We start from the raw sequence: 22859 nt of genomic DNA on the forward strand, positions 1-22859 counted from the left end.
TATCATTAATTAGAAATACGGAAAAGGCAATTTAACTTCAATTAAGCAGTATTAGGGAGCATTTTTAAACATCTATGAGCAGCAGCAAAGATATGTTTATACGGACAAGAGCTAGTCACTGCAATTAAAATGCGGCGTGCGCTTACAGTAATTAACGCTCCTAACTTTAATAATTTCGTCCGAATAGTTCCAACAGTGGCATTTTGTAATTCAGTTTTAGCTAAACATTTTTGACGCAACGCATTCATCAAAACGTAAGCAACAGAAGAAAACCACAGACGTAATTGATTTCCCGCAAATGTGTGGGTGCTTGTTCTATCACTAACAAGTTCTAATTCTAATTGTTGTTCTTTAAAGCGATTTTCCATCTCCCCTCTCTGACAATATTTTTGTTTATACAGTTGACTAGGAGGTACTTTATTAGTAGCTAAGGAAGTTACAACAAAACGAATTTTAGCGCCCTTCGTCCCATATTCAACCTTACAAACAACACGACGACTACGACTCCAAGATTCACGGGTTTGATAGTCTAAAGACTTGTACCAAATTGAGTTATCAATCAAATCAGACGCAAGAGAAGAAAGTTGTTCATCTGGCTTAAATACTGTTTCTAAAAATGAAACTACTGTTGATAGTTTTTGCTCAAACTCAAGCGAGGCTTTACTTTGAGTTGTCGTAGTCATCCCAATTAAACGACTATTTTGTGCCAATCCAAAAACATAATCTAAACCAGGCTGTGATTCACACCACGTCATGATTTCGTCCCTAGAATAGGCACTATCTCCACGTACTAAAATCTCAACATTCTTCCATTGTTGACGTATTTGTTTAATCACTCTCTGCAATTCTTCTAACGCCCCAAATGCTGGGTCTACATTAGAAGGGCGAAGTTTGGCTGCGAGTATTTGTTTCCCACAAAATATATAAAGTGGAGCATAGCAGTATCCCCCATAATAAGTATTGAAGAAAACTTGCTCCTGATTGCCGTGTACCAAGTCATCAGTTACATCTAAATCCAAAATAATTTGTCTTGGTTCTTTGGCGTAAGATTCTAGAAATATTTTGACAAATAAGCTTTCAATTTGCTCTGGAGAATGCCCGATTTTATGGTAACGGCTGTCTGCTCCTGGTTCCACATCTTCAGGACAATGTTCCAACCGATTTAATGTACTCTTTCCAGCTAAAATTGCCGACTGTTGTTCTACTCCTATTTTTTTCCCTAATGCTAAAGCAAACATCGGGTCATCACGTAATTCTTCGTGATCATTCAAGTCTTCATACCCCATGACCAGCCCGTATATTCGTTGTTTAATTAAACTCTCTATTGAATGGTCAATTCGATTTGGCTGACGGTAGTCTTGGAAACACTGTGCAAGCTGTGATGTGATTTGCAGTTTTCTATCTATTTCAGCAATTAAGCTCAATCCTGCATCTGATGTTACCGTCCCCCCCTGGAAATTAACTACGATGGGGCGCGACTTTTCAACTGAGAATTTGAACTGTTTTGGTGTACGATCTGTGAATACTGGGGTCATGCTCTATAGCTGCTGAAATGCTTATCCTATATACATTTTCGCAGTTTTTGACCCCTTTTTTTATTTCTTTGTGAGAAATCCGGGTTTTTACCCCCGATGGCAATGGGCTGGTTGCTGGAGACGATATCGGCAATATCAAAGTTTGGCGACGTAGCAAGTTATGCAATAACAGCGTCACAATAATATTAGAACTAGCACACAATAAAAACAATATGAAAGCATACGAATTCCCCGCGAATGTCACCACTGAAGGCAAAATAGAATTACCAGATGGAATTTTGCAACAGTTAGCCAATAACCAGCAAGTAAAAGTCATTATTCTCGTCAATGAACCCACAGAAGAAGAACAAGAACAAGCAGCTTGGCATCGTCTTGCAGCCGAGCAATTATTAAAAGGCTACAGCGAAGATGATGCTATCTATGACACAATTTAAGTAATGCAAAATTATCAATTTAGAAGCGATAATAGTAGACCATGAACACGCGATTGGTCGATTCATTAGTACAAATAATCGAATCTCTCACCCCAGAAGAACGCATTTTTTTGCAAGAACAACTAAGCAGCCAGCCAATTCAAGTGACAGTTGGTGTATGTGGAGGACAACCACGCATTCGCAATACACGCATCCCCGTATGGACATTGGTTACTTTTCGCCAACAAGGAGCAGATGAAGAAGAGTTGCTGCGAAACTACCCTAGCCTAACACTGGATGATTTAAAGGCCGCGTGGAATTATTATGAACAGCACCGCGAGCAATTAGACAGAGCAATCATCACATTCACAGAAGATGACGATGGTTAAGTTCTACTCTAATGAAAATTTTCCAATGGATATAGTGAGAGAACTGCGCCAGTTAGGCTATGATGTGCTGACTTCCTACGAAGCAGGACAAGCAAATCAAGGTATTCCCGATGATGAAGTTCTCGCATTTGCCACTCAAAGCAACCGAGTTGTCATCACTCTTAACCGCGACGACTTCATTGCATTACATCGTAGCGGCATTTCTCATAATGGCATCATCATCTGCAAAACTGATAGAGACTATGTAGGACAAACTCAAACTCTCCACGCCTACTTGCAAAATATCAAGTCACAAAGTCTTGCATGGGAAACATCACTGCACGATCGCCTTATTCGTGTCAAGAAGCAAAACCAGCCTCAATCCAGCAAACAAGTTTTTATCATTCAAGAATACCCAAGATGAGTACGACACAATTGTAAGTAATGCAAAATTATCAGTCTGGCTCAGACTTCATAACTTCAATGACCTTTCCCCGCACCCAAATACAATTCACCCACTTTCGGGTCTGTTAATAATTCTTGACCAGGGCCAGAAATCGCATCTCGTCCAGACTCCAGCACATAACCACGATGCGCCATTTCTAGGGCTTTACGCGCATTTTGTTCTACCAGTACGATCGCAGTACCACTTTGATTAATTTGTTTAATCTGCTCAAATACTTGGGTAACGAGAATTGGAGACAAAGCCGCCGAAGGTTCATCCAATAGTAATAAACTGGGTTCTAACATCAACGCTTTGCCCATTGCCAACATTTGCCGTTCTCCTCCAGAGAGTGTACCAGCTCGTTGCTTGCGGCGATCGCTCAATTTGGGAAACATCGCAAATATTTTATCTTTGACAGGCTTTAATGGTGCATTACTCACAAACGCCCCCATTTCTAAATTCTCTTCCACACTCAAAGAAGGAAAAACATTGGCAATTTGGGGTACATAGCACAAACCTTTTTTGACAATTTGATTTGACTTTAGTCCAGCAATATTCTCACCCTTAAAGGTAATTGTGCCTGTATGGGGTGTTAACAGCCCAAAAATAGTTTTTGCCAAGGTGGACTTTCCCGCACCGTTGGGGCCAATTACCGTCACCAATTCTCCAACTTCTACCCGAAAATTAACACCTTGCAAAATATCCACATCTTTGATGTAACCAGCATGGACATTTGTAACTTCGAGTATTGGGGCAGAGTGATCAACTGAACCTGACATACAATCCTTGATTTAATTTAATCTTATGATGCTACGCGATCGCATAAATTTTAACTTGAGTTCGTTGAATAACGTTTTGACCTCTACCCCAAATTCTCTCCTTGTCGGCTAAGGTGTAAACACAAGTCGAAAATTTTTATTTTCCAGCCATCCCCGCCTAGAACTAAAGTTCCAGGCTCATAGCCAAAGTCTACTGAAGTAGACTGAAATGAATTTCTATTTGAGTCCTCTTTAGAGAACTTGCACTATGAGACTCGGAATTTATTCCGAGTCTGAACCATAACCTCTCACCTATAACCTGTCACCTATAACCCAATACGGTTCAGTTAAGAAAATAAATTAACTGCTACACATAAAACAGAACTATTTTTTGGAGGGGGTTTGGGGGACGCAACCGTCTCCCAATCGGGGGTTTGGGGGAGAATCCCCCAAGTCTTGGTTCTTCTGAAATCGATAAGCTGACAACGTTAACTGAACCGTATTGACCTATAACCTATCCTCTATCCATTCTTGCGTCGGTAACGTACTGCCAAATATATCCCCGCCAATGATAGTACAGCTAGACTACTCGGTTCAGGAACGGGAGGTGCTGGTTGTGAGACAATGATTTCCCCAGTTGCTAACTCACCATTGTCGCCGACTTCGCCGAGGTAAATATATAGCGGACTATTTGTAGTAATCGGACTTTTGAGTTTAAATGCAACTTGGCCATTATTCCCTAAGCTGAAAAATCCAAAAATTTTTGTAGGGTCAGTAGTGGAGTTAGCATCAAAATTTCCCAGGGTAGCCACTGCATTATTGACATTACCACCTGTAGTCCCAAACAATGCTGATGATGCAGGCGGACGCTGGCTTCCGGGGGTGAGGACAGTTCCTGTCGGACTAAAATCAAACAAGTCTAATGCTGAGATGGTATTCACATCTGCTGCATTGTCAACAGCATTGTAGCTCAGTTTAATGGCATCTAAATCAAACCCAGTGACATTCCCAGGAGAACCAGCATTACTATCACTGATATCTTTAATTACGATAGAAGCAATCTTACCAAAGCTAATGGCCGGAATTTCCGCCCGTAGAACTGCGGTGTTTGCCGGAGAACCACCTGTAACCCCTGTTAGCTTCGTAAAGCCAAGCGCGATCGTTGCGGCTGTTGCACTTTGACTTGAAATCAAGCTAATAGCTAAGGTAGCTATACTAGACGTTAAAAACTTAACACTAGGAAGACTACTTAGTTGTTTCATGAATTTCAATATCTTTCTTTCAGATAAATACAAATATTTACTGATGTGTCAGATTTAGCTAATGATGCTAACTGAGGTAATCAACTAGATATTTTATCAGATGTGATGAAGAAGATATCAAAACTATATAAACTTTTTATACGTAAGATTAAAAATTAAAAGTCTGCTGAACAGTCTCGATGAAATTGATTTAGGGTGTGAGGGTGATGGAACTCTGATTAAATCGTGATTTTAAAGTCGCTACTCATCACTCTGTTAAAAACCTACACTTGTGAGCAGGGTGCAAGGGGGAGATTTTTTCCCTCTGCTCCCTGCCTGGTTTTATCAAGGTGTTTTCTGCAAATCAGGTCGTTCTTCTTGAACGATCGCACCTTTTACTGGGCAGACTTGGAAACATATTCCACAATCAATACAGGTAGAAAAATCAATCCAGTACCAACCGGTTCCTTTCACATTTTTGCCTGGCCCTTCATGGATGCAGGCTACAGGACAAGCTTCTACGCAGTCAGCAATACCTTCACAAACGTCAGTCACAATTGAATGTGGCATTTGATAGATTCCCTCTCTTTAGTGATCAAGTCAATGGTTATTGGTTATTGGTCATTGGTCATTGGTCATTGGCTATTTTTATTTACAAATGACAAAGGACAAATGACAAATGATTATTGACTAATACTTTCTATTGTGGGTGAGCCATCGGCTTTAATCCAAGCGATTTGAGCAATTTGGCGATCGCTGGCATACTGACGAATAGCTTGTGCATCTTTTCCCCCCAATTCCATTTCGACTATGACTAGGTGAGTAGAATCACGGAGTTTTTGAGCATAAGCAAAAGCCGCGGCTTCCGCACTTTCGGTTTCTGGTACTACTAACCAGTTACTAGCGGGGATATCTTGGGGTAATTGCTGGCTCGATAACAGAACTTGGTGTAAATCCTCAATATTGAGAACAAAACCAATTCCGGGGATGTTTTCGCCTTGGGGATGATACAGTCCTAAAAGTTGGTCATAGCGACCACCCCGCCCTAAAACTGTGGCTGGATAATCGCTGTTGTGGACAATTTCAAAGACAATACCTGTGTAATAGTCAATGGTTTGGATCAAACTCAGATCCAAGATGATGGGAAACTTTCTTTCTGATTCCAGTAACCCTACCAGCGATTTCAGATGATTGACAGCAGCTTGCTGTTCTGCATCCAAACCCAGGCTACTGACTTTTTGTAATACATCTTGACTTTTACCGCGCAGGTCGAGCATGATTCTGGCGCGATCGCGTAAATCCTCGCTCAAGGGCAAAGTATCAATAGTCACGCGGTCAAGGTGAGCGATCGCCTGACGTACTTTTGCTTGTACATTAGCCGGAAAAGCCTGTAAAAGCGAGCGAGTAATTCCCGCTTCGCCTAAAACTATTTGCCAATCTCGCAAACCAAGCGCGTCTAAACAATCACCTACTAATAGCAATACTTCAGCATTAGCTCGTAATCCACCAACGCCTAAAAGTTCCACACCAGCTTGATAAAACTCTTGCTGACGATTGTGGCGATTTTCCCAAATGCGCCGGAAGACATTGGCATGATAATAAAGTCGTTGCGGATAAGTGACACCTTCCATGCGCGACACTACAGCACGCGCAATCGAAGCTGTCAATTCTGGACGCAACCCTAGTTCTTCATCTTCAGAATTTTGCAGTTGAATCACCATCTGGCGTTGAATTGCTTCCCCCGCCATCAAAGTGTCCATCCGTTCCAGCGTTGAGGTAATAATCTTGTGATATCCCCAACGATGGAACACTTGTTGTAACCTATCTTCAATCCAGCGTTTTTGAGCTACATCTAAAGGTAATAAATCCCTTGCTCCCGCTGCTGGTTGATACACCATTATTTTTTATTCCCACCAAACAAACCGCCAAATAAACCTCCACCGCCTGATTTATCTGGTTGTGTCCCAGTTTTGGCAGATGGAGTCGCTTTAGAACCACCGGATTGTTGACTCAAAGCTTTATCTATTTTAGGTTTCCATGCGCTCGCTGTTTGGTCATTCGGGTCTAATTTTAAAGCATTGTCAAAATGAATCTTGGCCATTTTGAGTTGATTTTGCTTTAAATAGACCAAGCCAATCAAGCTATGACAACGGCTACTCTTGGGAGACAGTTTCAGCGCGTCTTGCAATTCGACCTTGGCTTGAGCAAATTGGTTTTTATCAATTAAAGTTTGCGCCCGCCGAATATATTGTTCTACGGCTGCGTCTTCTTTGGGTGGCGCTGGTGGTGGGGGTGCAGCAGCTGTATTTGGGGCTGTGTTAGCTGTTGGTGCGGGAGATTTTTGTGCAGACGCTTGGTTAGAGAAAGCTTTACCAGCACTCCGCATTAAATAAACCAAGTTCAACTCGCTAATTTGAGCAACAATAGGGATGACTTGCTGTAAGGAAGTAAATTGAGTTTCAGCAATTTTAGCGATCGCAGTTTTATAGGCATGATCAATATTGGGTGTAGCTGCCAATTGTCTGCCTAAATCAGTGGTAAGTTCTATCGAGCTTGACTCTTGCACCAAACGCTTACCCATTTGGGACAAAATTACCATATATTCTGTGCGGGTGCGATCGTTAGATAGTGCTTCATAAGCTGGGTTCACCAACTTAGATAATAATTCACTAGCCAACTTCTTTTCCCCAGGCGTAGCAGAAGCATTACTATCTGGATGCAACCGCCGCGCAATTTGCAAATAACGCTTCCGAATGTCTTTCACGTCCGCATCCACAGTAACGCATAAGACTGCGTGATGATCTATAAAGTCATATTTAAACAATCCACGATCTATTTTTAGCGACATAGGTTGGTTTTGTACCAAAGGACTCATAAGATTCCTTCTAGTTTACTTCGCTCACTCAGTGGATTGTCAGTAGCAATTTTTCATTTATTCCCTAGCCAAGAGTCAATATTTTCTATGATCCTCACACTGAGGCTAGAAAGGTCTTTTTAGAAACCCGCAATTCCATCTACGGACTACACCCAGAGCTTAAACACTAGTTATAGCAATATTTTTCTTCTAAAAAGCCAAAAACAGCCTGTTTTTCGGCTACACTGAACAATTTATCCTGGACAAATTGAGTATAATTTTACTGTGAAATTTTAGACATTCAATTTGAATATTTTTTTATCATTAGTCATTTGTGTTGAACAAGCGCAAATCACCCAGGATTAGCCTCAACTGCCTAAATATCGCAGCAAAATCGATTCAAGCTGCATAATCCGAATTGGCTTGACAAGATAGTCATACTTTTCTAGTGGTAGATTATTTAATTCTGGCCAATCATTTCCCTGAACACCCATAAATACCACAGCCATATTGAGCAGTTGAGATTTTTGCTTTAAAGCTGGCATTAATCTAAAACTATGATTTGCCAAAAATTGCGTATCTAGTAAAAGTAAACTTGGCTGAAAAATTTTGATAGTTGCTAAAATTTGCTCTTGATTATTGATCCATTCCACCTGATAGCCAATGATTTGTAGATAGTCTTGTAAAAATATCCCAATATTCTCTTCTGGTTCGGCAATTAAAATTCGTTTTTGACCTAATGGACTGGCTGACAAAGATAACTGATTACTATCTTCATCGCTCATATCTATCTCTGTGATTAAATCTGCTGGTTCTGGAATAAATAAAGTAAAGCGGCTACCTTCTCCTAATTTTGATTCGACGGTGACATCTCCCCCATGTAATCGCGCTAATTTACGTGTTAAAGCTAATCCTAGTCCTGTACCTTCATACTGACGATTTAGTTGACTATCTAGCTGTTTAAATGGTTCAAACAGCAAATGAAATTGACTATTATCTATACCAATACCAGTATCAGCAACAGTAAATGTAATACCTTCAGGAACTTTTTTGATTTCTAAACTTACCTGACCTGCTGGTGTAAATTTAATTGCATTGGTCATTAAGTTAATTAGCATTTGTTTGCAGCGCCGAATATCAACTCGACAAATTTCTGCTTCTGGGTCAATTTCGCTGATTAGTTTTAAACCTTTTTCTTGAGCTTGGTCACGTACTGTCGAAAGGGCATAATTACATAAATCTAAGACCGATACAGTTGATAAATGTAATTCTTCTTTGCCTGATTCTACTTTTGATAAATCCAGAATATCGTTGATGATTGCTAATAAATGTTCGCCGCTACTATAGATACAACTAACATATTCTTGTTGTTTCTCATTTAAAGAGCCAACCATATCTTGTTGTAATAACTGTGATAAGCCCATAATTGCATTTAAAGGAGTTCGCAATTCATGGCTCATTGTCGCTAAAAATTCGTTTTTGGCTCGATTACCTGCTTCAGCCGCCGCTTGAGACGCACGCAGTTTTAATTCTGTTTGTTTGCGTTCTGTAATGTCTTCAATAATTGCTAAAAAAAACTCTGGTGTTCCATTACTCCCAGGAATCATCGAAATCGAAAGTTTCGTCCACACTAACTGACCATTTTTGTGGCGGAAGTGTTTTTCGATTTCAATGCGATCGCACATTCCTGCTACGAGTTGCTTATATAGCTCTAAATCTCCTTTTTGGGGGGAAATATAATCAATAAAATACTTCCCGTAAAGTTCTTCCCGGCTATATCCCAGCATTTGAGATAGCGCCGGATTAATATCTACTATTTGGGCTTTGATATCTGCAATTCCAATCCCAATTGATGAACGCTCAAAAATAGCGCGAAATTGTGCTTCACTTTTGCCTAGAGCTTCTTGTACAATGTGGCGATCGCTGGCTTCTATTGCTAAAGCTACAAAATCGGCAATTGAACTAGCAAAATTTTCTTCTTCAACAGTCCATTGGCGCATTTCACCACAGTGTTCATGACAAACTACTCCCACTACACGTCCTCCTAACCAAATAGGCGCATCCAAGAATGATGTAATGCCAAGTATTTTTAAATAAGATGCAGCTAATTCTTGGGTTCTCTTATCGTTAATCGCATCATTTACAGCCAGACTACGTTCCATTTCCAAACTTTGAAAATAATTAGGATAACTAGCTTTTAATAAAGTCTGACCTGATATATGTATGTTTTTCCGCACATCATACAAATTACTACACTCTATAGCAGTGTTGTCCGCAGTGTATAACCATACACCCACTCGCTCAACCAACAGTGTTTTTGCTGCTACCTCTGTAATTTCTTGGAGTGTTGCCTGGAGATTGCCTGTTTGGAATGTCTTACTCCTGGCTAACTGCACTAAGGATTGAATTTGCTTACGCTGTTCGTTGTCTCTAATCGGCACAATCTCTGCTTGACCATCATTAACCACTGCTAACTGCATCTAACTACACCTGTTAAGTAATTACCATGTCTGAGGGAGTTATCACAAAAACAAAACTATCTTTTATAACTACAAATACTCCAGAGGATTTTTCAGAACAGGATAGTATATTTTTTTTCATCAATCTCTTTAGGTACAGTGCAATACTTATTACTAAAATTACATTATTATTAGTTATGCAACTTTGGCAATCCTCCGGTATATAACTACGTACGGAATGACTGTTTGTTAAAAATTTTATGATTTGCAGAGATCATTTCCATATAGCTACTATGCTATTAACCAGCTCATACAGTTACAACATGCTTGTTATCAGCAAATTTATGATTGATGTCTCATACCTAATACCATAGAAGGCAAGAGAATAGCATCACTCCTGAAGACGATATCTCCTAAAATGAAAGATAATTAGGTATAAGAATATTTTGATTTATGGCACTTTAACTTTATCAAATAGTCAATTTGCCCAGTTAATTATGAGGCTCATAACTTGCGGCATTCTCCTACAGAAAGATACTTAATTATTTGAAGTTTGTAAAAATTTAACTGGTAGCAGATATTCGGGAAATAAAACAATGACTAATAGCAATCTCAGAATTGTCTCTTTAATACCAAGTGCAACAGAGATTTTAGCCACACTGGGGTTAACTGATGCAATTGTAGGGCGATCGCATGAATGTGATTATCCGCCACATATTCAAAATGTTCCTGTATGCACAGAAGCACGCTTTAATATTGATGTTCCTAGCAGCGATATTCACACTAAAGTCAATGATTTATTGCAATCAGCATTGAGTATTTATCACATCAAAACCGATGTTTTAGAACAGTTACAACCGACTCACATTCTCACCCAAGACCAATGTGATGTTTGTGCCGTCAGCTTACCAGAAGTGGAAAAAGCTGTTAGTAATTTCATCTCAACTTCGCCAAAAATTATTTCTTTACAACCTAATCTTCTGGAAGATGTTTGGACTGATATTGAACAAGTTGCTCATATCTTTGATGTGGACTCAGTAAAATTACTGGAAAACCTAGAAGCTAGAGTTAAAATCGTACAACAAAAAATCCAAGGGTTAGCACTCAACGAACTGCCCAAAGTTGCTTGTATCGAGTGGACAGATCCTTTGATGACAGGAGCTAATTGGATTCCAGAATTAGTCAACTTTGCAGGCGGACAATCGCTGTTTAGCCATCCCGGTAAACCTTCTGGAACTTTGGAATGGCAAACATTCATCGCCAGTAATCCCGATGTGATTGTATTTATGCCTTGTGGCTTTGATTTAATTCGCACTCGCCAAGAAGCTGAGTTACTAATTCAACGTTCAGAATGGCAAAAACTCCATGCCAGCCAAACAAGTAGAGTTTATATTACTGATGGTAATTCTTACTTTAACCGTCCCGGCCCCAGATTAGTTGATTCTTTGGAAATTTTGGCAGAAATTTTGCATCCAGAAATTTTTGACTATGGTTATCAAGGTACTGCTTGGGAAGTTTTGTAAAAGTGCTGAGTGCTAAGTGCTGAGTAATGATTTTTTAGTTAGTACAAAAAACAAATTTGCTAGTTTGATTAACTCAAAAACCTCTATCTCCCTTGTCCCCCTTGTCTCCCTTGTCCCCCTAATCCTACCCCCTCTGAATAGCCAAATGATTGAGCCATTCAATTAAAGGTCTTAAAGTTCCGGGTAAGGCTGCTTCACTAACAATGACTGTGTGCTGTTTATCGTTATCTTCTACAGTTAACCTATACTGAAAGCGATCGCTCTGGGGATTTGGCGAGGGAATTTGTGCAGGTAAGCGAAATAAATCCGCCGCTTGGACTAATAATGGTAGTTCTTTAGCTTCCTTTGGTGGAAGATTGTTGGTGTCTAGGGTTGTTTTCTTTGTTATTCCAGCAAAGCCACCTGTGCGTTCAAATGTGATCCGCATTGTTTTGCTCTCCGTTGTATATAAAAGCTGGGAGAAAAAACTATCTTCCCCCAGTTTAGCAACAATGAAAAGAAGTCAGAACAGGAGTGACGCAAGAAGATTGTCTGTTGAGACTGGGTGTGAGGGTGAATGGGTATAGGGTGTAAGTGTTCAAAACCCTTACACCCTATACTCTTACACCCTATCGAGAAACCTTAATTTTTCGTCTTACTATCTGCACAGTCCGTTCTGTATTCTGGCTTCTGACTCCTGAATTCTGCTTAAATTACTCCTACTTTTTGCCAAGCATTCTGTACAGCTTTTTGTTCTAGACTATCTGTACCGTAGAGTTCTCCCGCTACTTGGATGGTGACATTAGCGGCGGTTTTAAATTGTGCTTGGTTACGCAAGCGATCGCGTAAAGCAATGTACCAGATTTTCCCAGCTTTTTCCCAAGCATAACCGCCAATTTCCACGGCGGCTAAATAAAAGGCATAGTTGGGAATACCAGAATTGATATGCACACCCGCGTTATCTTCCCAACCAGTGTATTTATCGCGCATGTGGGCTGGTTGCGGATCTTTGCCCAACACAGGATCATCATAGGCGGTTCCTGGGGCTTTCATCGAGCGAATACCAATACCTTTCACACCGGGCGCTAAAAGACCTTCACCAATAATCCAGTCTGCTTGGTCGGCTGTTTGATTTTTTAATCTTTGTTTGACCAAGGAACCAAAAACATCTGAAAAGGATTCGTTCAAAGCCCCTGGTTCACCATAATATTGCAAACCAGCTTCGTATTGAGTTACTCCATGTGTTAACTCATGCCCAATAATATCAATACATTTTGTGAAGCGTTGGAACAGTTCGCCATCGCCATCACCATAGACCATTTGATCCCCGTTCCAAAAAGCGTTGTCATATTTGACACCATAATGTACAGTAGAGTCTAAACGCAAACCCTTATCATCAATCGAGTTGCGTTCAAATACTTCATAATACAAGTCATAAGTAGCACCAGCAGCATCATAAGCTTCATTCACTGCTTCATCAGTGCTTGGCGGATCACCTTCACTACGTACTAAAGTACCGGGAAGTTGCTGTCCATTTTTCGCGTCGTAGATAGTGCGTCGCTTCTCACCCGGAGAAGGAGAGAAGAAAATATTCCCGACAACATTCCGTCGCCCACGGAACTGCGCGGAAACGTTTAACGTATGAAACGCCCAAGAACGTTGCTGCGGATTACCATTCACAGCCACATGCTCTAGCATGTGAGGTGGCAAAATACAACAAATAGGACATCTTGTGTAAATTGAATGTTGAAATTGAAAACCTGATGATTTTTTCTTACGCGCCATATAAGATATTCTCCTTCAAAAAAACTACGCGATCGCTATGCTAATTCATGCAATCAACATATCCTCTAGAAATAATTTTTATTGACTTTTCTACTAGTTTTTGGATATGTTCGTCCAGCATCTATAATAGTGAGTCACAAAACTTAAAACCTGTAATTTTAGCCTTAGTGGTTATACAAATCAATCACAACTATCCACAGAACTAGCAGGGCTAAATGATACTTCCTTTTAATAACGATTATGCTATTTCTTCAAGCTCTTTTACAGGATATTTCCTAAATACTTTATTAAGCTTTGTTGCATATATAGATGTTTTTACAACTGGGTATTAAGTAATGAGTAATAAGTAGTTAGTAATAAGTAAATTTTTGACTCATTACTCATTATTCATTACTCATTAATTTTTTCAATCAGTTGCTGTAAATCATAAACGGCGAATCTGCTATTTATCCGCCAAATCAATGACTTACATTCAGCAGTTACCAATTATTAAGACTAAATTTCGGAAAAGTTTATATTAATTTACCTTATAAAAATTCAGTCCTACCTTAGTTCATTCTTGGCTGATTGACAACCTAGTTAATCTAGCTACGTATTAGCTAACGAAAATGATAATCAGTATATTTTTCATATCATGTTTAACTAGTACAGGTCGGCATAAATAAACAGACCACACTTCGACTTCTCCTGACGGAGAAGCTGCGCGAACGCTCAAGGCAAGTCACTTAGTACAAGTACGCTCAGTGACCTTCTTTCTTTTTCCTTTTGACTTTTGCCTTTTACCTTGTTTGTACTAGCCATTTTTCTAGGTGACATTCTCCCCATTTTTCCGATGCTATTTCTGAATAGAAAGCGACAAGATAGAAGCATCACAAAATATTGGCGAATAATTTTATGTCTTCATTGCAAGATTTTTCCAACAGTTTAGCGGACATTGTAGAACAGGCTGGAAATGCTGTAGTTGCTGTCAATGCTGGTAAACGTCTTTCCTCCAGTGGTATTCACTGGCGTAATAATATTATTGTGACTTCAGATGAATCTCTGGGGCGTTATGACGAAATCACTGCGACTATTGCAGATGGAAACACTGTACCATTGTCATTTCTCGGTCATGACCCTAGTACTGATATAGCTGTTTTTCAACTACAAAATCCAGCAATTCCAGTTGCACAAATTGGTGATATCACAAAACTCAAAGTTGGTCATTTAGTTTTGGGATTAGCCAGAAGTAGCGAAGGTGATATACGGGCGGCGATGGGGGCGGTGAGTGTAGTTAGTGGGGCTTGGCGGAGTATGAGTGGTGGCAATATTGACCAATTTATTCGCCCAGATATCACGCTTTACCCTGGTTTTGCTGGCGGGGCGCTAGTTGATGCGGCTGGTTACGTGGTGGGAATGAATACATCTGGAAGGCGTGGTACAGCTTTGACAATTCCGGCTAGTACAATTGAGCGTGTAGTCAATCAATTACTTACTAAAGGACACATTTCTCGCGGTTATTTGGGTGTAGGTATGCAGCCTGTACGCTTACCGCATAACTTGAAAAATCTTCTGAATTTACCAACGACAACGGGGGTAATTGTTGTCAATGTGGAATCATCTAGTCCGGCTGACAATGCAGGTGTATTGCTGGGGGATGTGTTGGTAAGGTTGGATAATGTCGCCGTAAGTGATACAGGCGATGTCTTGGCACTCCTAAATAATAGCGATCGCATTGGTAAACTCATTAAAGTGCAGCTTGTCCGGGGTGGGACATTAGTTGAGTTAGATATTGTGGTTGGCGAACGTACCGTTGAGTAAGTAATTTCTCATAATTCCAAGCAAATATGATGACACAATTCAATGATGAACTGTCCGTAGTTGCCGCTAAACTGCGTCAAAGCACAGTCAAAGTTAAAAGCGGTGGGTTGGGAGTTGGTTCTGGGGTGATTTGGCAAGCAGACGGGTTGATTATTACGAATGCTCATGTAGCGACCAGTCAGCAGCCAACTGTAGAATTATCTGATGGTCGGGTATTTGCGGCTGTGCGATCGCACTTTGACCCCCAGCAAGATTTAGCCGCACTCAAAATTTCTGCAACTAACTTACATCCTGCCACCATTGCTAATTCTGATACATTGCGAGTTGGTGAATTAGTTCTGGCTGTGGGTAATCCTTTAGGTGATGATGGTGCATTCACAATGGGGATGGTTCACAGCAATCATCAATCAGCCGTCATCGCAGATTTACAGCTTTATCCTGGTAATTCTGGTGGATGTTTAGCTGATTGTCTGGGGCGAGTTGTGGGGATTAATACAATGATTGTCAACGGTTTGGCGGTGGCAATTCCCAGCAACACTGTTAACCGCTTTCTGAGTGGTAGTCATCGTTGGCAACTTGGAGTCACCTTGCAACCTGTGGTTTTAGACAGGCGCAGTCTCGGTTTATTAGTATTATCTATAGTTCCTGATAGTGTGGCAGAAACTGTTGGTTTGCAAATTGGCGATGTGTTAATTGGGGTTGCAGGACGGTTATTTACTCGACCTAATGACTTGGCTAAATATCTGCATCACAACCAAGAGTCTATACCATTACAAGTGCGACGGGGGAGAAAGCAATTTATTGTTGACATTGCCCAGAAAACCTCTGTGGAGGCGACATGATCCGAGTGGTGGTCATTGCTGCTTCTGTGGTGGTGCAGGTGGGTTTGTCATCACTGATCAATCAACATCCCCAACTAACTGTAGTGGGAACAACATCAGATTTAGAGACATTCACCAAGGAATTTGAACAACTCCAACCAGATGTATTGCTGTTAGATTTCAGCAGTAATCTTTCATCAACTTGGACAAAATTGCAACTGATATCAGAACAACAAATTCTACTGATTACAGAAGATATCGAGAGTCTTGACCTAGAAAATAGCTTACGTTCTGGTGTGCGGGGAATATTACCCAGTACTAGCACAGAAGCGGAAATTACTGCGGCTATTGAGGCGATCGCATCGGGTTTGATAGTACTGCACCCAGATTATTTAGAATTACTCCCCATCCGCGAAAAAGTTGTGGCTAACCCCGTGCAAACTTTGACACCCAGAGAAATCGAAGTTTTGGGAATGTTAGGTTCTGGGTTGGGTAACAAAGCGATCGCAAAACGTCTACAAATTTCCGAACATACAGTGAAATTTCATGTTTCATCCATCTTTCAAAAGCTGGCTGTTTCTTCCCGTACCGAAGCGGTGACGGCTGGTGTCAGGCTTGGTTTAATTATGCTGTAGTAGAAGGCAATCCGGCAAAGCTGGAGAAGTCAAAAGTAAAAAACCAAAAGTCAAAAGTATTCTTGATTTTTGCCTTTTTACTTTTGCCTTTTGACTTACCGCTACGCGGTTGAGGCAGGAGGTAAAATTGTTACTATGCTTGGTGCGATATAGCCTTTCTTAGTCTACTGAGGTACAAATTTATCCGCGTCCATCTGTGTCCATCTGCGGTTAATTATTCTTGCTTGTACTTCACTAGAATCAGAAACGCCATAAATCAAGATTTTACTTGATGATGTTGAATTTGAGATTCGAGAATTGCCCCATAAAGTGGACTAGTTTGCATCAATTCTTCATGGGTTCCTTGGGCTACCAATTGACCTTGATCGATTAATAAAATGCGATCGGCATTTTTGACTGTACTAATGCGTTGGGCTACCACAAAGGTGACACAAGCTTTTTGCTGCATTAAATTATCTAGTTCGGCTTGAATTTGGGTGGCTGTTTTAGCATCCACCGCAGAGGTACTATCATCCAAAATCAGAATACTGTAATCGGTGAGTAAGGTACGGGCGATCGCAATCCGTTGTTTTTGTCCACCAGATAAACCCACACCCCGTTCGCCGACAATTGTGTTGTAGCCATCGGGCAAGCTGATAATAAAATCATGAATCTGGGCAGTTTTCGCCACTTCTATTACCTGTTCTAAACTGCTATTTGGTTTAGCGTAGGTAATATTATCGTGGATGGTTCCAGAAAATAAGGTGCTTTCTTGAAAAACTATGCCAATATGCGATCGCAAACTTTGGAGTGTAAAATCTCGCACATCCCGCCCATCAATGCGTATCGCTCCCCCAGTCACATCATAAAAGCGGGGAATCAAGTTCATAATTGTGCTTTTGCCAGAACCTGTCATTCCTAGAACCGCGATCAGTTCTTTGGGCTTAGTTTCAAAAGATACATTTTTTAGAGCTTCGGTGGTGGCTCCCGGATAGCGAAAGGAAACGTTTTCAAAGGTAATGCGACCACCGCAAGTATCAAATAACATCGCATTCGGGCGATCGCGGATTTCCACAGCCGCATCAACTATTTCAAACACTCGTGTAGCCGAGGCTGCGGCTTGGGCGATCGCTGGGGCAGCAAACCCAATTAATAATATGGGTTGAAAAATTAACACTAAGTATGAGTTAAATGCTACTAATTCCCCAATCGAAAAGCTATCACCAATTACCAGCATACCTCCATAGCCAAAGACTGCCAGTGTCACCAAATTACTCAGTAAAAAGATAAACGGGAATGTATTACGAATAGCCATAATCGTCTGCATATTTGCGCTGACGAGGGCATCATTTAAGGTTGTGTAACGCGACTTTTCCGCCGACTCACGCACAAAGGCTTTCACTACCCGTATCCCTAACAAATTCTCTTGCAAAACCGCATTCAAATTACCCAATTGCTGTTGGATTTGCCCAAACAGTCGGTTATTCCGATTCACAAACCTTGCCATTAACCATGCAGATATCGGCACTACCGACAAGGTAATTAAAGCCAGTTGCCAATTCATCACTAGCAAAATCATGGCAATACTTACCAATGTCACTAATCCCCCAATCACTTGAATCAAGCTAGTCCCCACAAAAGTGCGGATTTGCTCAATGTCATTGGTGACACGGGTTAATAATTGAGAAGTCTGCGACTGGTCATGATAGCTAAAACTTAAATTTTGAATTTTGCTGAAAATCTTGTTGCGTAAATCATAAGCCACACCTTGAGATGCAGCTTCAGCTAAATAGCTTTGACCAAAGTTAAACAAACCCCGTGCGATCGCAGCTACTACCATCCAAGCTGCACTATAAAGTACTATTTGTAAGTTACGCGGTGCAATACCTTGATCAATTCCCCAACGAAATAATTGCGGTGTCACAGCATTGGCAACTGTTAATAGTAAGACACTAATCAAAGCTCCCACAGAAATCCAACGGTAATTGCCTAAACTCTTCAACACGCGCCCAATTGATCGCATCGGCGAATTTTGCCGCAGTTCTGGTTGTTGCACCAATTGTCCTCACCTCAAACTAGATACTTAAAAATAAGACTTACGTAAGATTTTCAGGTGTAGGGGTTATTGACTTCCCCACCCTTGCGTAATCATAAACCACATCACCAAAGTATGAAATGACTCTGAGGACTGACACAAATTGAGTTGTTGAGATGGGGTATCAGAATTTTGAACACCTACACCCCTACGAGGAAGTCAAAAATCAGAGAATTTTTGACTTTTAACTTTTAACTTTTGACTTAATTTCCACCCGTTTTCCGTACCGTTGCTACAGGTAATTGCACTGTAACAGTAGTACCAGATACCGCATCAGAATGAATAGATAATTCTCCACCATGAGCATGAACAATGCGTTTAGAAATGGCTAATCCCAAACCAGTTCCGTTAGATTTAGTAGAAAAGAACGGCTGCGTTAGTTGTGCAAGAATTTCGGCTGGTATTGGCTCGCCACCATTACAAACATTAATGCTAACTTGATCTAAAGATGAATTTTTGACTTCCCAAATAATCACATCTCCAGGAGACACTGCCTCACAAGCATTACGCACAATATTAATAAATACTTGTTTGAGCTTGTCTTGATCCCCTAAAACTTTGATTGGGTTTGGGCTAGGGATAAATTTGATTTCCCGTTCTAAGGCTTCTGGCATTTCCCAAATTAATTTCAGCAACTCTCGAATCAAGTCATTTATCTCTAACTCATCCAGTTGCAACACTTGAGGTTTCGCATAAAGCAAAATTTCACTCAATAGATTTTCTAAGCGAGAAGCTTCACCTAATGCTAACGATAATCGCTCTTGTGCGGCTGGGTTTAAATTAGTCTTTTGGAAATACTTTAATCCCATGAGCATTGTTGTCAAAGGATTGCGAATTTCATGGACAATCATGGCAGCAAATTCACCAATTGCTGCGAGGCGTTCTTGTTCTACGAGTTTGGCTTGGGCGGTTCGCAGTTCAATAGTACGTTTTTCTACTTCTGATTCTAAAATTTGATTAAATTCACACTGTTGTTGATAGAGATAATAATTATCTATGGCTGTAGCTGCACGTTCGGCAAATACTTCGGCTACTTGAATTTCTTCTGGTGTAAATTCTCTGTGCTGGCGGTGAAAAGAGCAGATTGTACCAATGACTTTTCCTTCTGCTGTTTTTAAAGGTATGCCTAAATAAGCACAGTAACCTTCGGGAATCTGCCCATACTCTGGATTTTTGACTGCATCTTCTACCGCCAAAGGGCGACCAATTTCGATGACTGTGCCGGTGAGTAAACCATGTAGTGAATAGACATGCTCACCCTCGCCCATATCCATACTACTGGCTAGTACTTTCTCAAATCCTTTTTGGCAAACAGTCACGACTGACCAATCAATTTCTAATAACTCGCTGACTCCACAGGCAATGCTTTGTAGGTAGCTAGATAATTCTCCAGAGCGATAGTTCAAACAAGATAAAAATGCGATCGCTCGTCTTTCGCGCTGCCATAATTGTTTTTGCAACAAACTTGTTTTACCATTGGCTTTGCTCATATATGCCTGTTGCAGAAGTTAATATTTTTTTATAATCATTAATCCTAAGTTCAAAACTTTTTCCAGCAATAATTCTGGTTTTTTATATTAATTTAATAACTTTGGATTTTGATTTTATCAATATAAACATTACTATAATTAAACTCTTAAACACTAGATGTTTATATTTTTTTTACTATTTTAATAAATTTTAGTATTATTTCTAATTTAGAGATTAACCCGGTAAGTAAGATAGTTTACCCTTCATTGAAGAGTAACTATTTTTTATCAGCAGTCTAGAAGTTAATTTTAGGTTAATCTCTGTTAAAAAATAGCTAATCAATAACAATGTTTTTTGAATGACTGGCTAAGAATTCGATAAATTGTATTGATATCTTTAATAGTTTGATGGTTAAACGTTAATTTTAGCCAAAATAACCATAACCAATTTTTACAGCAAATAACCTCATTCTAAATGTACCATACTCCCAGGATAAAACTCAAGTCAGTCTGTGACATGGCAGATTAAAAGGGGTTGTTCGGGATCACAAAAGTTATGCTGGAATACCGCGATAAGAGTTCTTCTGATGATTATCTGTAATCATGCGGAATCAAATTTCTTCATCAAGAAAAAACAGTATTTACACTGGGTACATTTGTAAAAAATAAAGCGTAATCTTATATATATATGATACTCCTTACATCACTGAAGCAAGGCAACTTTGATCAGTTGAAATATAAAAGTAACTTTGATAATTGCCGAGAAAAATGACTCAATATTTATGCGTGGGTATTTAGTGTGAAGACAAAATTTATAATTAGCCATACACACAAGCATCAAATGATTTGTAAGCCGCGCATAACAATACTAAAACCTTTGACATTCGGGTTTGTTATTGCCGCAGTATTGTGTAATTATCATCAGGTATACGCCCAAACAACCAACCAGCAAGGTTTACCACCAGGAAGGATAGAAGAAATTCCGGTTACGCCCTTACCATCAGATGCGCTACCACAGCCATCAGAAAAAGAGCCATTACTTCCGCCTGTGGAATTACCTGATCAGCCAACGACAGGAGAGGATGATCCTAATGTTAAATTCCGGGTGGAACGCATTGAAGTTATTGGTAGCACAGTATTTACACCAAAAGATTTTGCGCCGATTACAGATCCTTTTATTGGGCGCGAAGCATCTTTTGCAGAGTTATTACAAGTCAAAGAAGCCATCAGCAAGTTCTACACCGATAAAGGCTACGTCACCACTGGGGCTTTAATTTCACCCCAAACACTAGATGCAGGAGTTGTGACAATTCAGGTAGTAGAAGGTAGTTTGCAAGAAATCAAAATCGTGGGTAATCGACGATTGAATAGCAACTACATTCGCGATCGCATTCGTCTAGGTGCAGGAAAACCCCTGAATGTGCCGCGATTACTGGAAAAACTGCAACTACTCCGACTCGATCCACGCATTAAAAATCTCTCTGCGGAATTGCAAACCGGTACAACTCCCGGACGCAATATCTTACGTGTCGAAGTTCAAGAAGCCGACACCTTCACAGGCTCACTCAGCTTGGATAATGGGCGATCGCCTAGTGTTGGTAGTTTCCGCCGGGGTATAGATATCCAAGAGGCCAATCTATTAGGTTTAGGGGATACCTTGAATGTGGGCTATACCAATACCAATGGTAGTAATACAATTGCCGCTAGTTACACATTGCCTGTGAATGCCCACAACGGCGCTGTATCTTTTAGTGTTAACCAAGGCTGGAACAACGTTATAGAAGACCCTTTCAGCGTTCTAGATATTCAGTCAAATAGCACCGCCTACGAATTCGGATTTCGTCAACCATTACTGCAAAAGCCCACTCAAGAGTTAGCTGTAGGGGTATCATTCTCCCGCCAAGAAAGTCAAACAATCATTGGTTTAGATAATATAGGTGGCTTTCCCTTATCTCCTGGAGCCGATGATAATGGCAGAACGAAAATTTCTGCCTTGCGCTTCACCCAAGAGTATACCCAGCGCAGCAACACACAAGTTTTCGCCGCGCGATCGCAATTTAGTTTGGGAGTTGATTGGTTGGGAGCAAGTGTGAGTGAAGAGGCTCCCGATAGCCGCTTCTTTAGTTGGCGAGGACAAGCACAGTGGGTAAGACAATTTGCTCCAGATACCTTGTTTTTAACTAGGGCTGATTTACAACTAGCCGCCAATAACTTAGTACCTTTAGAGCAATTTGGATTAGGTGGACAGTTAAGCGTGCGGGGTTATCGCCAAGATACATTACTCACAGATAACGGCTTCTTGTTTTCCTCAGAATTTCGCTTTCCCATTGTGCGGGCGAAAAAAATCCAAGGAGTCTTACAACTAGCACCATTTGTTGATGTCGGCCAAGGCTGGAATAGTAAAGGTGACAATCCCTCAACCAATACCTTAGTCGGTGCTGGGTTTGGGTTGTTATGGAAACAAGGGAATAACTTCTCCGCCCGTTTAGATTGGGGTATTCCAATTATCTCTGTTGAGGGCGACAAGCGATCGCTCCAAGAAAACGGATTGTACTTCTCTATGCAGTATTCGCTATTTTAATAGCCATCAAGATTGACGCATATAGATTCAGGACTTACGCACAAAAATTTTCTGCGGAGACTGGGTGTAAGGGTTAAAGGGTATGGGGTGTAAGAGTTTTGGACACATACACCTCTATA

At 40.5% G+C, this 22859-nt stretch carries 19 protein-coding genes; 8 read left to right on the plus strand and 11 right to left on the minus strand.

Annotated elements, in window-relative coordinates; translation table 11 throughout:
- Positions 1-41: 41 nt before the first annotated feature.
- Complete coding sequence (locus tag H6G28_RS15415) at positions 42-1535, minus strand: IS1380 family transposase (RefSeq protein ID WP_190671863.1); 1494 nt, start codon at positions 1533-1535, stop codon at positions 42-44.
- Between the two features lie 212 nt (positions 1536-1747).
- On the opposite strand from H6G28_RS15415, the gene H6G28_RS15420 reads away from it, so the two are divergent.
- From H6G28_RS15420 to H6G28_RS15430, 3 genes are read left to right on the plus strand one after another with little or no spacing between them, the layout of a single operon-like run.
- Positions 1748-1969 carry a hypothetical protein gene (locus tag H6G28_RS15420; protein WP_190671866.1) on the plus strand — a complete coding sequence of 74 codons (222 nt, stop codon included), beginning with the start codon at positions 1748-1750 and terminating at the stop codon, positions 1967-1969.
- Positions 1970-2010: 41 nt separating this feature from the next.
- Complete coding sequence (locus H6G28_RS15425; protein ID WP_190671869.1) at positions 2011-2337, plus strand: DUF433 domain-containing protein; 327 nt, start codon at positions 2011-2013, stop codon at positions 2335-2337.
- Entirely contained in the window at positions 2330-2740 is a 411-nt protein-coding gene (locus tag H6G28_RS15430; protein WP_190671872.1) for a DUF5615 family PIN-like protein, read from the plus strand. Before H6G28_RS15425 ends, H6G28_RS15430 begins: the two co-directional genes overlap by 8 nt.
- 56 nt (positions 2741-2796) lie before the next feature.
- Here H6G28_RS15430 and H6G28_RS15435 read toward each other — a convergent pair whose 3' ends face one another.
- The 6 genes from H6G28_RS15435 to H6G28_RS15460 all read right to left on the minus strand — a co-directional run bounded on the left by H6G28_RS15435 (position 2797) and on the right by H6G28_RS15460 (position 10094).
- Entirely contained in the window at positions 2797-3540 is a 744-nt protein-coding gene (locus tag H6G28_RS15435; RefSeq protein ID WP_190671875.1) for an ABC transporter ATP-binding protein, read from the minus strand.
- A 500-nt stretch (positions 3541-4040) separates the two neighbouring features.
- A complete protein-coding gene (locus H6G28_RS15440; RefSeq protein ID WP_190671877.1) occupies positions 4041-4781 on the minus strand; it encodes a PEP-CTERM sorting domain-containing protein in 741 nt (246 codons plus the stop codon).
- 324 nt (positions 4782-5105) lie between these two features.
- On the minus strand, positions 5106-5330 hold the full coding sequence (locus H6G28_RS15445; RefSeq protein WP_190671881.1) for a ferredoxin family protein: 225 nt from the start codon (positions 5328-5330) through the stop codon (positions 5106-5108).
- Positions 5331-5443: 113 nt separating this feature from the next.
- Positions 5444-6658: an ATP phosphoribosyltransferase regulatory subunit gene (locus tag H6G28_RS15450; protein WP_190671885.1), complete on the minus strand. Its 1215-nt coding sequence runs from the start codon at positions 6656-6658 to the stop codon at positions 5444-5446.
- Entirely contained in the window at positions 6658-7608 is a 951-nt protein-coding gene (locus tag H6G28_RS15455) for a J domain-containing protein (RefSeq protein WP_190672019.1), read from the minus strand. The genes H6G28_RS15450 and H6G28_RS15455 overlap by 1 nt, the downstream gene beginning before the upstream one ends.
- A gap of 374 nt (positions 7609-7982) precedes the next feature.
- Positions 7983-10094, minus strand: coding sequence for a hybrid sensor histidine kinase/response regulator (locus H6G28_RS15460; RefSeq protein WP_190671888.1), 2112 nt, complete (start codon positions 10092-10094; stop codon positions 7983-7985).
- A gap of 575 nt (positions 10095-10669) precedes the next feature.
- Between H6G28_RS15460 and H6G28_RS15465 the strand changes: the two genes are divergently transcribed.
- Complete coding sequence (locus tag H6G28_RS15465; protein ID WP_190671891.1) at positions 10670-11596, plus strand: cobalamin-binding protein; 927 nt, start codon at positions 10670-10672, stop codon at positions 11594-11596.
- 124 nt (positions 11597-11720) lie between these two features.
- Here the strand turns inward: H6G28_RS15465 and H6G28_RS15470 are convergent, their stop codons facing one another.
- Together H6G28_RS15470 and H6G28_RS15475 are read right to left on the minus strand one after the other, a co-directional pair.
- Complete coding sequence (locus tag H6G28_RS15470; RefSeq protein ID WP_190592906.1) at positions 11721-12023, minus strand: protealysin inhibitor emfourin; 303 nt, start codon at positions 12021-12023, stop codon at positions 11721-11723.
- Positions 12024-12283: 260 nt separating this feature from the next.
- Positions 12284-13360 (minus strand): M4 family metallopeptidase, encoded by a 1077-nt coding sequence (locus H6G28_RS15475; protein WP_190671894.1) that lies wholly within the window; start codon positions 13358-13360, stop codon positions 12284-12286.
- A gap of 894 nt (positions 13361-14254) precedes the next feature.
- On the opposite strand from H6G28_RS15475, the gene H6G28_RS15480 reads away from it, so the two are divergent.
- Genes H6G28_RS15480 through H6G28_RS15490 form a run of 3 tightly spaced genes read left to right on the plus strand, consistent with a single transcriptional unit; the run spans position 14255 to position 16616 of the window.
- Positions 14255-15160 (plus strand): S1C family serine protease, encoded by a 906-nt coding sequence (locus tag H6G28_RS15480; RefSeq protein WP_190671897.1) that lies wholly within the window; start codon positions 14255-14257, stop codon positions 15158-15160.
- 26 nt (positions 15161-15186) lie between these two features.
- A complete protein-coding gene (locus H6G28_RS15485; RefSeq protein ID WP_190671900.1) occupies positions 15187-16002 on the plus strand; it encodes a S1C family serine protease in 816 nt (271 codons plus the stop codon).
- On the plus strand, positions 15999-16616 hold the full coding sequence (locus tag H6G28_RS15490; protein ID WP_190592902.1) for a response regulator transcription factor: 618 nt from the start codon (positions 15999-16001) through the stop codon (positions 16614-16616). Before H6G28_RS15485 ends, H6G28_RS15490 begins: the two co-directional genes overlap by 4 nt.
- Before the next feature lie 256 nt (positions 16617-16872).
- Here H6G28_RS15490 and H6G28_RS15495 read toward each other — a convergent pair whose 3' ends face one another.
- A complete protein-coding gene (locus tag H6G28_RS15495) occupies positions 16873-18618 on the minus strand; it encodes an ABC transporter ATP-binding protein (protein ID WP_190672022.1) in 1746 nt (581 codons plus the stop codon).
- A 275-nt stretch (positions 18619-18893) separates the two neighbouring features.
- Positions 18894-20180 carry a GAF domain-containing sensor histidine kinase gene (locus H6G28_RS15500; protein WP_190592901.1) on the minus strand — a complete coding sequence of 429 codons (1287 nt, stop codon included), beginning with the start codon at positions 20178-20180 and terminating at the stop codon, positions 18894-18896.
- 820 nt (positions 20181-21000) lie between these two features.
- Here H6G28_RS15500 and H6G28_RS15505 point away from each other — a divergent pair.
- On the plus strand, positions 21001-22740 hold the full coding sequence (locus tag H6G28_RS15505) for a ShlB/FhaC/HecB family hemolysin secretion/activation protein (RefSeq protein WP_190672025.1): 1740 nt from the start codon (positions 21001-21003) through the stop codon (positions 22738-22740).
- The last annotated feature ends 119 nt before the right edge of the window (positions 22741-22859 follow it).

Origin of the sequence: Nostoc sp. FACHB-190 (assembly GCF_014696905.1) — a bacterium.
Lineage (GTDB): Bacteria > Cyanobacteriota > Cyanobacteriia > Cyanobacteriales > Nostocaceae > Nostoc_B.